The sequence below is a fragment of the Paraburkholderia graminis genome, from assembly GCF_003330785.1.
In the GTDB taxonomy this organism is placed as follows: Bacteria; Pseudomonadota; Gammaproteobacteria; order Burkholderiales; family Burkholderiaceae; genus Paraburkholderia; species Paraburkholderia graminis.
The window spans coordinates 3882718-3896606 of sequence record NZ_CP024934.1; the positions used below are offsets into that span (position 1 = coordinate 3882718).

The window sequence follows — 13889 nt, forward strand, 5'->3', positions numbered from 1 at the left end:
CTGCGTGTTGCAGAAATTAGTCAGGTAATACGGTGATCGGTCTGAGGACCATAAGGACTAACAATGAAGGTCGAAGAAGGTAAATACTCGCTTGCCGAGTTGGTAGACTGGTTTAGAAACCGTGTTCTTATTGTGAATCCGGAATACCAACGCGGGGGCGGGTTGTGGCCACCGGCCGCAAAAAGCTACTTTATCGACACAATCCTCCGGGACTTTCCTTTTCCGAAAGTGTACTTTCATGAGTACGTCGACAAGAGCACGAGAAAACCTCGACGCGAAATCGTCGACGGTCAGCAACGGCTGAGTACCATTGTCGAATTCGTTGACGGCAAGTTTGCTCTCGGACGAAACGCGCGTGAATACGAGGGGAAACGCTTCGAGGATTTGCCGGAAGCAATTCACGAAGTGTTCTGGTCATACACGGTATCTGTAGACGTCATCCGAAATGCAGATCGGTCCGAGATTCTGCAAATGTTCAGGCGCATGAACGCGTTCACACTGCCATTGAATGAAGCGGAAAAACGACACAGCGAGTTCTTCGGCGAATTCAAGGATTGGGTGAATGAAACGCTTGATCGCATCGGATCGGTCCTGATCGACTGGAAGGTGCTGACAAGCCGCCAAATTGTCCGGATGGCTGACGCTGAATTCATCTCTGACCTTGCACTCGCCGTTGAAGAGGGCATTGTTAGCACAAGTCCCGCCAAACTGCGCAGCCTATATAAACGAAATGACACGGGGTTCGAAGATCTTCAGCGCGTCGACGAAAGGATCATGGGCGCCTTTCAGGCCACTCTTGAGCATCTCTCAGCGATTCAAGATACATACGCGACAAAACCTCACGTTTTCCATTCGTTGCTTTGTGCATTGATCCACAATCGTTTCGGGCTGCCGGGTGCAGAGGCCTCAACCGGAATCGCGCCTTCCGGAGAGTATTTTGCCGATGCAGGTAGAGCTGTTGAATCCATTAGGCGACTCGCCGCCGCACATGAGGAAAAGGACGTCGGCGAGTTCAGCGAATATGTAAGAGCGGCATCAGAAGGTGGTAATCGCGGCCCGCAAAGAGCAATCCGCGTGAAGTGGTTGTGCCGAGCACTTCTTGGCGAGTTTGCCCAATAGCCATGAGTCTCTATGACACGTGGACGGCGCTGTGTGATGAATTCGATCTACTCGTCGAATGCCTCAGGGACTTTACGACTGCTAGGTCGAGTATCTCCGCATCGGCGGATTTCGTTACCGACGATGAATGCTTGCTTGAGGGCGTGCTTTCGCGCTTGTGGCAGGCGTGGGCCATTTTTTGCCGCTCGTGTGTAATTGAATCATGTCTCGGAACCATCGACGGAGCGGGGGTGAATATCACACCGCACCCACAAGCCGCGACAGAGCCGCACGTATCCGGGGCGGCAATCAACGCGAAAAAGAAGCCAAATCCGCCGTTCTGGGGTCCAACAAATACCGTCCTACGTTACGAACCCACGTGGGGCGATGTCGACTCGCTTACGAAGGTGATCCCACGGCTTCAGCCATCCAACGAAGCGCAACTTATGGCTGCATTTTCATCCGCGCATCGAAGTGCCAAAGCGTTGCAGCTCATTCGAAACGCTGCGGCACACAACAATCTACAAACGCGTGCCGATTTACTAGTTCTCTGGTCCAGATTTATGGTCTTCCCAACGACTCATCCAATTCAGTCTCTGTATTGGGTTGAGCCAAGTACGCGGGATTACCTTGTGTTTCACGCCGTTGAGGAATTGCGCGATGCCGCTCTCGCGGCGATTTCGTAGCGGCGAGTTTGTAGTCGCCCTATGAGTGGTTCCAGACAAGCCGGCTTCGGCCGACTTGTGCCAAAGTGCCCTCGATCAACCTCCAACCACGCGCCTACCCAGCGGATTTCGGCACGTTAATCGAATAGGGATTGAAGCGAACCACCTCCTCGCCGATCCAATCATTGAGCTGTGTGAAGCGCCGTTGCAGGGGCGCGATTTCATTCGCACCGAACACCTCGGCGGCCGTGTCGGCCGCGCCAAACCCGCCCGTATTGCTCGGCACGATACCCATGAGTTGCGGCGGGATACGATGCGCCGCGAGCAAGTCGTCGCGCGTGACATTCTTGATGTTGAAAAACTCGTCTTTCGCCGTGACCTCGGAAACTGGAATGAGCTGTATGCCGTCTTTCTTGCCGTTCGGCGCGTACATGAAAAGGTTACGGAAATTCCCCGGCCCTTTGCTGTTTTTCAACGCCTCGCGCATCTTGTCGACATCGCTTTGACTTTGCGCCGCATCAGTCATGTACAGAATGAACCCGGCGTGCGAACCATTCTCGTAATACTTACGGCGAAAGAGCGTCGCCGATTCATTCAACCAAGCCGAGTGCAGCGCGCCGAGATATTCAGGCAAGCCGTACACTTCCTGATTAATGTCCGGTTCCATCAAGTGATGCACCGAACCCGGCTCGAACTCGTGTTCGATCTGCTGGTATCCGTTGAGCTGCACGAAGCGTTGCAAGTCGGCTCGCCGGCGCATGTATTTCGACGGCGCCCGTTTGAGCGCGATCGCACTGCCGAGGCGGTTTTTTCGCTTCTCGATGTACCCGTTGCCGAACGTGAGGAAATCGAGCGACCACTTGTCGAACTCCTCACGCGATAGCAACTTGTGAGGAATGAACGTCGACGACAACACATTGCGCTTAAAGTAGATCGCCGAGCCGTGATGCACGCCGGCGCGAAACGTCTTTGCCAGTCCCGACCACGATACCGGCGGCTCATACCAATCGCCGACCGCGTAAGCCTGCACATAATCCAGAATCTCGGCCCGATCCATCACCGGCACCGGATCGTCGAACGTGAAGGCCTCGGCCCGTGCCGGCGTCGACGTGGCCGCCGGCGTCGTGCTCGATGCGTAGTTGCTGCGCTTGCGCTTGCTCATTAAGAGAACTCCATGATGCTGGTATTGTTTGCGGTCACGCCCTCTAGCGGCTCGTTATCGAGCGCGTGCAGGCACGCCCACGCTAAATCGGCATGTCCTGTTTCTTCGCTGCGGCTCGCCTCATATGTCACCTTTCGACCGCTGGCCGTCATGGTTTTTCGAATCGCCATGAAGGATTGCGCCAGGTCTGTCCAACCGGCATCGAATTCGAGCCGGCCCTTGCTGATGACCGACAAGCCTTTCAGCACGAGCCGGCCCTTTACTTCTGGCGAATAGTTGAGCGCGACCGCGCTCGGATAGAACTGCTTGACGAGCTGATAAACGCCCTGGCCGATGCCGGTCGTATCGATCGACATGTACTCGACGGTGTATTGCTTCGTGATCGCGTGTATCGCCTCGGCCTGCGCCTCGAAATCCATGCCGCGAAATTGCTGCTTGTGCAGCACGCGGAACTTGCCCCCCGGCACCGCCGGCGGGGCGACGACGACAAGGCCGGCCGAGTCGCCGGAAAGCGCCGGGTCATAGCCAACCCATACCGCACGAAAGCCGAAAGGGCGGGGCGCGAGCGGTTTGAAATCGTCGGCCCATTCCTCCCACGAGTCGACCATGCAACGTTGCAGCTCGACGAGCGGAAAGAGCGATGCCGTGTCGTCGATAAACTGGCACATCAACAGATTCGCGTATTCCTGCGCGCTGTATTCAAGCCGCAGCTCGTCGATATCGAACAAGTCGCAACCGCCGGCGACGGCATCCTCGACTGTCACGATCTGCCGAAACTGGCGATCCTCGCAAAGCCGGCCGCGAGCGAGCGCCGAGTGCGACGTGTCGATATGAATGTGATCGGCTTTTGCGCGCCCCCTGTTGTAGTGCTCGCCAGTCCAGAAGGTGTAAGCCTCGTGCGTGATGCTCGACGGCGTTGAGAAATACGTCTTTCGCCATTTCTTGTGCATCGCCATTCCCGACGCGACTTTGTTGAGCTGGCGAAAACCACTCACCCAAAAGTATTCGTCGAAATAGAAATTGCCGTGATAGCTCTGCGCCGTGCGCGAATTCGTGCCGAGAAAAATCAACTCGGCCATGTTCGGCAAAATGATCGGATCGCCGGTTAACTCGACCTCGGCGGCCTCGGCGGCGAACTGCCGAATGTATGACTTGAAAACGTGTGCCTGCGCTTTGCTCGCCGAGAGAAAAATCTGATTCCGCGCTCTCTGCAAGGCATCGTCTAACGCTTCGCGTGCGAAATAGAACGTCGCGCCGATCTGCCGTGACTTGAGAATGTTGCGCGTGCGCTTGTCGCCGTTGCGATACCACACCTTTTGATAGCCGAACTGGCAATCGAGAAACGCCTCGTGAAGCCGCGCGATCTGCTCGTCGCTGAAATCGTTGCGCACCTTCTCTTTGCGCGGCGCTTTGTTGCGTGCCTCAATGTTCGGGTTTAGGTCGCTCTCTTTCCCCGTTTCGCCGTACTTGCGCACGCGCGCGAGCCGTTCGACCTGACGGCCGAGCAAGTCGATTTCTTTGAAGTCGTTACCCGTCTTTACCGGCTTGGCAATGAGCACCGCGAGGCGCGTTTCAAGCGACGACTCGATGCGCTCGATCGGCTGCGCCTCGTCCCACTTGTCGCGCTGTTTCCATGCCTCGACCGTCGCGCGTTTGAGCTGCAATTCATTCGCGACGGACGTGATGCGCCAACCCTGCCAGTAGAGAGCGCGTGCAAGCCGCCGAGGGTCGGCGTTCGAATCAAGGGTAGGGGCGATATCGGCTTTATCGATCATGGCCCCAAGTTTCCCGCGCCGCGCGCGCGCAAGCACGCACGCCCATATGTACCGGAAGCGCGAACAAACGCGAAACGTTGAGCGCTTTCGGCCGCGATCGCAAGATATCAACTCACGCTGAACCCTTCCCGAACCTGTTGGAGACCTAACAATGCAATTTCGCAAGCTGTCGCTTATGTCGTTCGCCGTCGCGGCGATCGCGCTCGCTGTCACGATGGACGCAAACGCGGCGACGCTCGCCGCGAACGCTGTTCCCAATCACGCCGATGTGCTCGCGTTTTTGAGCGGTCACGGCATGAGCATCGCCGGCGCTGCTGGCCTCGGCGCTATGGCGATCGGCTCGACCGCATCGGCCGACGCGACGAAGCTCGCGAAATCGAAGATGTTCCGCATCGCCGTCGAAGGCGCGACGACTGACGGCCGCGTGATCGAACGCGCATGGCTCGAACAGATTGCCGCGAACTACTCGCCGACGAAATACGGCGCACGCGTGAACCTCGAACACTTTCGCGGCGTGCTGCCCGATGGCCCGTTCAAGGCGTATGGCGACGTGCTCGCGGTCGAAACGCAAGAGCTGACGGGCGAATTCGCCGGCAAGCTCGGACTGTTCGCGCAAATTGAGCCGACTGCCGAGCTGGTCGCCATGACGAAGGCGAAGCAAAAGATTTACACCTCGTGCGAAATCGACCCGTCTTTCGCCGACACGAAACAGGCCTATCTGATCGGCTTGGCCGTGACCGATAGCCCCGCGAGCCTCGGCACCGAAATCCTTTCTTTCGCAGCTCAGAACCCGGCCGCCTCGCCGTTCGCCGGCCGCAAGGTATCGCCGACGAACCTTTTCACGGCTGGCGCTGAAACCGTGATCGAGTTTGAAGAAGCCGAGAAGCCCTCGGCAATCGGCGCGCTGCTGTCCAGCGTCAAAGAAATTCTGTCCAGCTCGAAGAAACGGGACGACAAGCAATTTAGCGAGCTGGCGCAAACGTGCGTTGAGCTGGCGACGGTCACGAAGTCGCAAGGCGAAACGATCGAAGCGCTCACGAAGCAAGTCGCCGAGCTGAACACGGCGCGCGAAGCCGATCGCAAAGCGTTCGACGAGCTGCAAGTGCAGCTCTCGAAAACCGAGAGCGGCGTGCAACGCCCCGCGTCGACCGGCTCGGCCGGCGGCACCGTCACGACCGATTGCTAAACAGGCAATCACCCCTTTTCACTGCAACGGAGAACACACCACATGCGTAAAGAAACCCGCTTCGCGTTCGACGCTTTCCTCGACGCGATTGCCAAGCTCAACGGCATCAACAACGCTACGCACAAATTCGCCGTCGCGCCGAGCGTGCAGCAAAAGCTCGAAACCCGCATTCAGGAATCGAGCGATTTCCTCAAGCGCGTCAACATGATCGGCGTTACCGATCAACAAGGCGCAAAGCTCGGCCTGGGCATCGGCTCGCCGATCGCGAGCACGACCGACACCACGCTGAAGGATCGCGCAACGGCCGATGTGTCCGACCTCGACGAGAACGGCTACAACTGCACGCAAACGAACTTCGATTCGCATCTGAGCTATGCGAAGCTCGACGCATGGGCGAAGTTTGCCGATTTCCAGACCCGCATTCGCGACGTGATCGTGCGCCGTCAAGCGCTCGACCGCATTGCGATCGGTTTCAACGGCACGAAGCGTTCGGCAACGTCCGATCGCGCAGCTAACCCGATGTTGCAGGATGTCAATAAAGGCTGGCTGCAACGCATGCGCGACCAAGCCCCGCAACGCGTGATGGACGAAGGCGCAAAGACGGCCGGCAAGATCATCGTCGGCGCAAACGGCGACTATGCGAACCTCGATGCGCTCGTTATCGATCTGGTGGCGAGCATGATCGACCCGTGGCACCAGGACGACACCGCGCTGGTCGTGATGTGCGGCCGTGGCCTGCTGCATGACAAGTACTTCCCGCTCATCAACAAACCGCAAGCGCCGAGCGAAATGCTTGCCGCTGACGTGATCCAGAGCCAAAAGCGCATCGGCAACTTGCCGGCCGTCACGGTTCCTTTCTTCCCGGCTAATGCCGTGTTCGTGACGAGTTTCGACAACCTGTCGTTGTATTTCCAAGACGGCGCGCGCCGTCGCACGATCGTCGACAACGCGAAGCGAGACCGTATCGAGAACTACGAATCGTCCAACGATGCGTATGTCGTCGAAGACCTCGGCCGCGCTGCTGTTGCCGAGAACATCGAAATCACGCCGGCGGCGTAAAGGAGCAACAAGCGATGACTAGCCCCGCACAACGCCACTTTCAGCGCGTATCGGCAAAGCTCGCGTCGGCCTCGGCCGGCGCGGGCGAAACGATGGTCGGAAGCGCTTACGAGCTGATGCTTGCCAAGCTCGCGATCGACAAACGCCGACTGAAGGAAATCAAGTCGATTGCGCGCAAGATCGAAGTGAAGCGCGCAGAGCTGCTGCCCGATTACGTCGAATACGTTGCGGGCGCGCTGAGTGGCGGGCGGGGCGCACAGGACGATGTTTTAACGACCGTGATGATCTGGCGCGTCGACGTGGGCGACTTCGCCGGCGCGCTCGATATCGCCCGCTATGCGATCGCGAACCGGATGACGCTGCCCGATCAATACGACCGCACGCTATCGACCGCGGTCGCCGAGGAATTCGCCGAGGCTTCGCTTTCATCGTTCAAGAAAGACGCGAACGGCGATCGCGTGAGCGTCGCGCAGCTCATGGAAGTCGCGCAGCTCACCGAATCGCACGACATGCACGACCAAGTGCGCGCCAAGCTGCACAAGGCGATCGGTTACACGCTCGAGCGCGACGGCAATTCGCCGGCCGCACTCGAACACCTGCGCCGCGCGCTCGAACTGGACGAGCGCGCCGGCGTGAAACAGGACATTGCCCGCATTGAGAAAGCGAGCAATGCGGCCGGCACCGACGCCGGCCGCACGTAAAGAGCCCACCCCGGCCTGGGCGGCGCCGGCCGACGATCGCAACGCCTGACGGTCTACGCGATCCGACGCCGGCCCACCGCCCACCTTTTCCGAGCTGATGCCATGACGAGCTTTAACGCGATCGAAGAACCCACCACCACGCCCGAGCCGGCACCGCCGGCCGACGCGCTGACGATCGGCAACGTCGCATGGTTTCCCTCTGTCGACCTCGCGCACATGCGCGAAGCCGTGCGCCTTACCGGCACCGTCACAACGGCGCGACTGCGCGATGCGGCGATCGCCGCGATCGACGAAGTAAATCGCGAGCTGGCGAGCTGGCGCGCGGAACACGAAGCGGCCGGCGTCGCGTCGCTCGCCGAGCTGCCGGCCGACAAGATCGGCGGCGAAAGCGTGCAGCTCGCGCGCTATCGGCGAGCGGTCTATTTCCTCGCGCGCGCGGACCTCACCGAGAAGTATCGCGATTTCGATAGCACGAAGTCGGGCGCGAACGACGCCGACGAGCTGGTGACGACGATCGACGCCGATCGCCGCAACGCGCGCCAGGCGATCAACGACATGCGCGGCGTTGCGCGCACAACGGTCGAGCTGATCTGATGCGCGTCTATGCACAACAGGGCGATACGGTCGACGCCCTCTGTTTCCGCTACCTCGGCCGCACGCAAGGCGTCGTCGAAACCACGCTCGAAATGAATGCCGGTCTCGCCGATTACGGCCCCGTGCTGCCCCTCGGCCTCGCGGTCGATCTTCCCGACCCGCCGAACGATCAAACAACGATCCAGCTCGTCAACCTTTTCGATTAACCCGGAGTCGCCAACATGGCCGAACCAAGCACCACCACCCTCGCCGCTGTGTCGGCCGGCATCGGCTTCGCAAGCCTGTTCCCCGGCATCGACGGCAATGCGCTCATCGGCGCTTTCACGGGCGCGGCGCTCGTCGTCGTCACGTCGAAAGACCTGACGCTTGCCAAGCGCTTCGCCTATCTCGTGATTTCGCTGATCGCCGGCTATCTGGCCGCGCCCGATGTGGTGAATCACACGCCGATCACGAGCACTGGCGTTGCGGCTTTCTTCGCTGCTGCACTGGCGATCACCGTCACTCTGCAACTGATCGAGCGCATCAAGTCTTTCGACCTGTTGTCGCTGTTTCGAAAGGGCTGACCATGACCAACCCCCTCGCACTGATTGCATTGATCGCGTACAGCGTCGCGGCGCTGCGCATCCTCGCCTATCGCCGCGACGGAGCGCGGCACCGGCATCACGTTTCATGGTTCGCCTGGCTGATGCTCGTCGCGCTCGGCGGCTCGGCGATCGAGCTGGCCGTACATGCGAAAGCGGTCGGCATGTTCGAAGCGGCTCGCGCCGTTCTTTTCACTGTTCTCATTTTTGGCGCACGCGGCAACGTTGCGCGCCTGCTGCGGAGCGAATGACGATGATTTTGAGAAAGGGCGATATCGGCGACGAAGTGGCGTTGCTACAAAAGCGCCTCACGCGCGCCGGCTTTCCTGTCGCAGAGACGCACGTTTTCGACCATGACACCGAATCCGCGGTTATGGCCCTCCAGAAAGCGCGCGGCCTCGTGATCGACGGCATCGCCGGCCCGAAAACTCTCATTGCCCTGGCCGGCGTCGCACTGCCTCGGCACCTGTCCGACGATGACCTCGTGAAAGCGGCCGACACGCTCGGCGTATCCGTCGCGGCGATCCGCGCGGTCAACGAAGTGGAATCGCGCGGCGAAGGTTTCTTGCCCGATGGCCGGCCGGCGATCCTTTTCGAGCGGCATGTGTTCTATAAGCGCCTGAAGGCACGCGGCTTTGATGTTGATGCGCTCGCCGCTCGATATCCGAACCTCGTATCGAGCACCGCCGGCGGGTACATGGGCAAGGCGGCCGAGTACACGCGCCTTGCGATCGCCGAGCGCATCGACGCCGACACCGCGCACGAGTCGGCGAGCTGGGGCGCGTTTCAAATCATGGGCTATCACTGGCAAGCGCTCGAATATTCGAGTGTCGCCGATTGGGTCGCACGCATGCAACGAAGCGAAGCCGATCACCTCGACGCTTTCGTGCGGTTTATCGCGGCCGACACGGCCTTGCTTTCCGCGCTGAGGGGTAGGAAGTGGACCGCGTTCGCCAAGGGCTACAACGGCCCCGATTACGCGCGCAATCTGTACGACGCGAAGCTCGCCCAGGCATACGCGACGTATGCCGAGCGCGAAAAGGCTGCGGCATGAATGCGATCGCCGCGCGCCTCGCGCCGATCGCCCTGCGCGCTGCCGCGATCGCGCTCGTCGTGCTCGCGATCGCGGCCGGCTGGTTTTACGTGAAGTCGCTGCGCGCCGAGCTGGTCGACGCACAGAACACAGCGCGCACCGCGCAAGAGACGGTCGGCCGGCGCGACGCGACGATCGCCGATCTACAGCATAAAGAGCGCGAGCACGCGAAGGCGCTCGCGCAGCTCGACGCGAAGCGCGCCGGCATCGCGGCTAGCCTCGCGCAGTCCGAAACCGACTTTGAGGCGTTGAAACATGAAAACGAAGCGTTGCGCGCATGGGCTGATGGCGCTTTGCCTGATGACGTTGTGCGCCTGTACGGCCGCCCCGCGATCACCGGAGCCGACGAATACCTTGCAATGCGCGCCCGTCGCGCGCTGCACGCTGCCGGCGACGGCACCGCGCACTAACGACGAGCTGCGCCGCGCGCTCGATATCACAGAGGCGGCATGGGGCGAATGCGCGGCCCGTGTCGATCTGATCGTCGATTGCCAATCGAAAGCTCTTTCCCTTCCCGGCCTCGACCATGAATAAGGCGAACAGTCTGCGCAAGGCGCTCAATGCGGCCGTGCCGTCGCTCACGACCGACCCCGACAAGCTGCTCATATTCATCGACGCCGGCAACATCATCGCCACGGGCGCGGCATCCGGCTCGTTCGATTACGCTTATACGCTTAACGTGATGCTGCTCGACTTCACCGGCGACGCCGATATCGTGTTCGCCGCGCTGATGGTGTGGATCAAGCGCAATCAATCGGACCTGCTCACGAACGACGATTTGCGCAAAACGGGCATTTCGTTCGAAGCCGAGCAACTGACGCAAACGACGGTCGATCTGTCGATCAAGCTCAAGCTCACTGAAAGCGTCGTCGTCGGCACCGACGCCAACGGCGCTCAGACCATCACGCACGTCGACGAACCTGTTCCCGAATGGGAAGTGAGCGGCCTTTACGATCCCTCGGCGCTATGAACGAACTAAGCGCACTCGAATCGTGGGCGGGCGGGCTGCTGTCGCAGCTCTCACCGGCCGCTCGTCGCGCTGCTCTGCGCGATATCGGCCGCGAGCTGACGCGAAGCCAACGCACGCGCATCGGGCAGCAGCGCAACCCGGACGGGAGCGCATACGAGAAGCGCAAGCCGCGCCCGAAACACCTGCGCGACAAGGCCGGCCGCATCAAGCGTGCGGCGATGTTCGCGAGGCTACGGCAAGCGCGCTTTCTGCGTGCCGAGTCTGACGCGCAAGGCCTCGCGATCGGATTCGCCGGCCGCGTCGCACGCGTGGCGCGCATCCACCAATTCGGCGAAAGCGATCGCGTCGCGCCGGGCGGCCCGCAATACACCTACCCGGCCCGCGTGCTGCTCGGATTCACCGACGCCGACCGCGAAATGATCCGCGATCTACTGCTCAAACACATCTCGCCTTAACCATTCGGCTCCCTAAGTTTGTACCCGACGCGCTAACAAATGCAGCGTGTCGACTCGCGCGTGCGTGCTCGGCAACATGGAGCCATGAACGCAAACGAATCCTCACGCCAATTTCTAAACTGCATACGCAAAGGCACCGTTGAGTCGGTTGACGGCGCGCTATGCCGTGTAGTGAGCGGCGATTTACATACCGACTGGATTCAATGGTTCGTGCCTTCTGCCGGAGAAACGATCGAGTGGCTCGCGCCCTCGATCGGCGAAGGCGTAGTGCTGTTTTGCCCGAGCGGCGACCCTGCGCAAGCTCTCGCGATGCGCGGTTACTTTTCCGAAGATTTCCCCCCGCCGAGCACTGACCCGGCGAAACATATGCGCGTCTATCGCGACGGCGCATCGATCGAATACGACATGGCCGCCCATGTTCTCAACGCCGTCTTTCCCGATGGTGGAACCGTCAACATCACCGCCCCCGGCGCGGTCAACGTCACGACTAAAACCGCGACGGTTAAGGCCGACGATGTGACGCTCGACGCAAAGCAAACGACCGTCACGGGAAACATGCTGGTTAAGGGCGCTTTCGTGTTCGAGAACGGCATGAGCGGCAAGGCCGGCACAAGCGGCGGCCCCGCTGCTGTCATTACCGGCACCGTCGCCGTGAGTGATGACGTGATCGCCGGCGGCAAGAGCTTGGCGCACCACACGCACAAGGAACAAGGCGACGGCAACAACGTGAGCGAACCGCTATGAGAGGCATGAACGCATCGACCGGCCGCGCAACGGCCGGAATCGCCCACCTGTATCAATCCCTCTCGAAGATTCTGACGACGCCGATCGGCACGCGCATCGCTCGTCGCGATTTCGGTTCCGAGCTGCCCGAGCTGGTCGACGCGCCGAACAATGGCGCGACGCGCGTGCGCCTGTATGCCGCGATCGCGACCGCGCTGATGCAATGGGAGCCGCGCTTGCGCCTGTCGCGCGTGCAGCTCTCGACCGAGCTGAGCGACACCGGCGCGGGTGTGCAAGTCGTCGACATTGAAGGCACCACCACCGAGACCGGCGAACCCGTGTCGACGCGCGTGCAGCTCACGAACGGGGGTGCGGCATGAGCGCTACGCCGATCGATCTGTCGCGTCTTTCATCGCCCGATATTGTCGAAACAATCGACTATGAAACGCTGCTCGCCGAGCGCAAGGCGGCGCTCGTCGCGCTGTATCCGGCCGACAAGCAAGCCGAAGTCGCGGCGGCGCTCGCGCTCGAGTCCGAGCCGATGAACATTCATTTGCAGGAAAACGCCTATCGCGAAATCGTGTTGCGCCAGCGCGTGAACGACGCCGCGCGCGCCGTGATGCTGGCCTATGCGAAGGGCAAAGACCTCGAACACCTTGCCGCATTGTTTGAAATCGAACGCCTCGAAATCACGCCGGCCGACCCGGCGAACGATATCGAAGCGGTCTACGAAGAAGACCCCGATTTGCGCGCGCGCGTGCAGCTCGCGCCGCAAGGCTTTTCCGTTGCCGGCCCCGAAGGCGCTTACATCTCGCACGCTCGCAACGCTGACGGCCGCGTGCTCGATGCGTCTGCCGTAAGCCCTGCGCCGAAAGAAGTCGTCGTTACGGTGCTCTCGCGCGAAGGCGACGGCACGGCCGACGATGCGCTCGTCGAAAAGGTGCGCGTCGCGCTCGCGTCCGACAACGTGCGACCGCTCACTGATTTCGTGACCGTGCAGAGCGCGACCATCAAGCGCTATGCCGTGCGCGCGACGCTCATTTTCTTCGCCGGCCCCGATCGCTCTGTCGCACTCGCCGAGGCACAGAAGAACGTGAAGAAGTACACCGACGACATGCACAAGCTCGGCATGGCGATCACGCTCGACGGCGTTTATGCCGCTGCGCGCGCGGCCGGCGTGCAAAAGGTGTTACTAACCGAGCCGGCCGCCGACATTCCCGCTACGAAACAGGAAGCGCCGTATTGCACGGCGATCGAGCTGGTGGACGGAGGCATCTACAACAATGAGTGATCTGCTCCCGCCGAACTCGACCACGCACGAGCGCAACCTTGCGCGCGTCGCGGCACGCATTAGCGATATCCCGTCACCGCTCGCCGTGCTGATGGACCCTGATGCGATCCCGTTGCCGCTGCTGCCGTGGCTTGCGTGGCACCTCGGCGTCGACGCATGGAAAGACTATTGGTCCGAACAGACCAAGCGCGCCCGCGTGAAGGCCGCCATTCCGATCGCGCGCAAGAACGGCACGGCCGCTGCCGTGCGCGAAGTCGTCGCAGCGTTCGGCGCAAACATCGCCCTGCGCGAATGGTTCGAGATGACGCCTCGCGGCGTGCCCGGCACGTTCGACGTAGTGCTCACGGTTAGCTCGCGAGAAGGGCAAGCACCGACCGCGGCACTCGTCGCCGACATCATCGCGGAAATCGATCGCACCAAGCCCGTGAGCGCGCACTACTCATTCACGCAAGGCTTTTCAATGCAAGGCACGCAGCGCGTCGCGGCGGCCGTTCGGCCCGCGCTGTATCGCCGTCTTTCTCTCTCGGATATCTGAC

General features: G+C 60.9%; 20 protein-coding genes. 18 read left to right on the top strand and 2 right to left on the bottom strand.

Annotated features, from left to right (window positions below; genetic code table 11):
• Nucleotides 1–63: 63 nt before the first annotated feature.
• Both CUJ91_RS17505 and CUJ91_RS34015 read left to right on the top strand, forming a co-directional pair.
• Nucleotides 64–1119, top strand: a complete 1056-nt coding sequence (locus CUJ91_RS17505; RefSeq protein WP_114156578.1) for a DUF262 domain-containing protein — start codon at nucleotides 64–66, stop codon at nucleotides 1117–1119.
• A gap of 2 nt (nucleotides 1120–1121) precedes the next feature.
• Nucleotides 1122–1784: a hypothetical protein gene (locus CUJ91_RS34015; RefSeq protein ID WP_153067634.1), complete on the top strand. Its 663-nt coding sequence runs from the start codon at nucleotides 1122–1124 to the stop codon at nucleotides 1782–1784.
• A 94-nt stretch (nucleotides 1785–1878) separates the two neighbouring features.
• On the opposite strand, the gene CUJ91_RS17510 is transcribed toward CUJ91_RS34015, so the two are convergent.
• Nucleotides 1879–2925: a phage portal protein gene (locus tag CUJ91_RS17510; protein WP_114156579.1), complete on the bottom strand. Its 1047-nt coding sequence runs from the start codon at nucleotides 2923–2925 to the stop codon at nucleotides 1879–1881.
• A complete protein-coding gene (locus CUJ91_RS17515; protein WP_114156580.1) occupies nucleotides 2925–4700 on the bottom strand; it encodes a terminase ATPase subunit family protein in 1776 nt (591 codons plus the stop codon). The genes CUJ91_RS17510 and CUJ91_RS17515 overlap by 1 nt, the downstream gene beginning before the upstream one ends.
• Before the next feature lie 151 nt (nucleotides 4701–4851).
• Between CUJ91_RS17515 and CUJ91_RS17520 the strand changes: the two genes are divergently transcribed.
• From CUJ91_RS17520 to CUJ91_RS17590, 16 genes are all read left to right on the top strand, one after another.
• Nucleotides 4852–5886: a GPO family capsid scaffolding protein gene (locus tag CUJ91_RS17520; RefSeq protein ID WP_114156581.1), complete on the top strand. Its 1035-nt coding sequence runs from the start codon at nucleotides 4852–4854 to the stop codon at nucleotides 5884–5886.
• 42 nt (nucleotides 5887–5928) lie between these two features.
• Complete coding sequence (locus CUJ91_RS17525; protein ID WP_114156582.1) at nucleotides 5929–6945, top strand: phage major capsid protein, P2 family; 1017 nt, start codon at nucleotides 5929–5931, stop codon at nucleotides 6943–6945.
• 14 nt (nucleotides 6946–6959) lie between these two features.
• On the top strand, nucleotides 6960–7646 hold the full coding sequence (gene gpM, locus CUJ91_RS17530; RefSeq protein WP_114156583.1) for a phage terminase small subunit: 687 nt from the start codon (nucleotides 6960–6962) through the stop codon (nucleotides 7644–7646).
• 102 nt (nucleotides 7647–7748) lie between these two features.
• Complete coding sequence (locus CUJ91_RS17535; RefSeq protein WP_114156584.1) at nucleotides 7749–8240, top strand: head completion/stabilization protein; 492 nt, start codon at nucleotides 7749–7751, stop codon at nucleotides 8238–8240.
• A complete protein-coding gene (locus tag CUJ91_RS17540; RefSeq protein ID WP_114156585.1) occupies nucleotides 8240–8446 on the top strand; it encodes a tail protein X in 207 nt (68 codons plus the stop codon). The genes CUJ91_RS17535 and CUJ91_RS17540 overlap by 1 nt, the downstream gene beginning before the upstream one ends.
• A 15-nt stretch (nucleotides 8447–8461) precedes the next feature.
• On the top strand, nucleotides 8462–8803 hold the full coding sequence (locus tag CUJ91_RS17545; protein WP_114156586.1) for a putative holin: 342 nt from the start codon (nucleotides 8462–8464) through the stop codon (nucleotides 8801–8803).
• Nucleotides 8804–8805: 2 nt separating this feature from the next.
• Nucleotides 8806–9072: a phage holin family protein gene (locus CUJ91_RS17550; RefSeq protein WP_114156587.1), complete on the top strand. Its 267-nt coding sequence runs from the start codon at nucleotides 8806–8808 to the stop codon at nucleotides 9070–9072.
• The gene (locus CUJ91_RS17555) at nucleotides 9069–9875 is read left to right on the top strand and encodes an N-acetylmuramidase domain-containing protein (protein ID WP_114156588.1); all 807 of its coding nucleotides are present in this window, start codon (nucleotides 9069–9071) and stop codon (nucleotides 9873–9875) included. The genes CUJ91_RS17550 and CUJ91_RS17555 overlap by 4 nt, the downstream gene beginning before the upstream one ends.
• Nucleotides 9872–10324 carry an Rz-like lysis system protein LysB gene (gene lysB / locus CUJ91_RS17560; protein ID WP_114156589.1) on the top strand — a complete coding sequence of 151 codons (453 nt, stop codon included), beginning with the start codon at nucleotides 9872–9874 and terminating at the stop codon, nucleotides 10322–10324. The genes CUJ91_RS17555 and lysB overlap by 4 nt, the downstream gene beginning before the upstream one ends.
• Nucleotides 10215–10448, top strand: coding sequence for an Rz1-like lysis system protein LysC (gene lysC, locus CUJ91_RS34860; RefSeq protein WP_244230948.1), 234 nt, complete (start codon nucleotides 10215–10217; stop codon nucleotides 10446–10448). The genes lysB and lysC overlap by 110 nt, the downstream gene beginning before the upstream one ends.
• Complete coding sequence (locus tag CUJ91_RS17565) at nucleotides 10441–10884, top strand: phage tail protein (RefSeq protein WP_114156590.1); 444 nt, start codon at nucleotides 10441–10443, stop codon at nucleotides 10882–10884. The genes lysC and CUJ91_RS17565 overlap by 8 nt, the downstream gene beginning before the upstream one ends.
• Entirely contained in the window at nucleotides 10881–11339 is a 459-nt protein-coding gene (locus tag CUJ91_RS17570) for a phage virion morphogenesis protein (RefSeq protein WP_114156591.1), read from the top strand. Before CUJ91_RS17565 ends, CUJ91_RS17570 begins: the two co-directional genes overlap by 4 nt.
• Before the next feature lie 84 nt (nucleotides 11340–11423).
• A complete protein-coding gene (locus CUJ91_RS17575; RefSeq protein ID WP_114156592.1) occupies nucleotides 11424–12083 on the top strand; it encodes a phage baseplate assembly protein V in 660 nt (219 codons plus the stop codon).
• Nucleotides 12080–12442, top strand: coding sequence for a GPW/gp25 family protein (locus tag CUJ91_RS17580; protein WP_114156593.1), 363 nt, complete (start codon nucleotides 12080–12082; stop codon nucleotides 12440–12442). The genes CUJ91_RS17575 and CUJ91_RS17580 overlap by 4 nt, the downstream gene beginning before the upstream one ends.
• A complete protein-coding gene (locus CUJ91_RS17585; RefSeq protein WP_114156594.1) occupies nucleotides 12439–13353 on the top strand; it encodes a baseplate J/gp47 family protein in 915 nt (304 codons plus the stop codon). The genes CUJ91_RS17580 and CUJ91_RS17585 overlap by 4 nt, the downstream gene beginning before the upstream one ends.
• Nucleotides 13346–13888, top strand: a complete 543-nt coding sequence (locus tag CUJ91_RS17590; RefSeq protein WP_114156595.1) for a phage tail protein I — start codon at nucleotides 13346–13348, stop codon at nucleotides 13886–13888. The genes CUJ91_RS17585 and CUJ91_RS17590 overlap by 8 nt, the downstream gene beginning before the upstream one ends.
• The last annotated feature ends 1 nt before the right edge of the window (nucleotide 13889 follow it).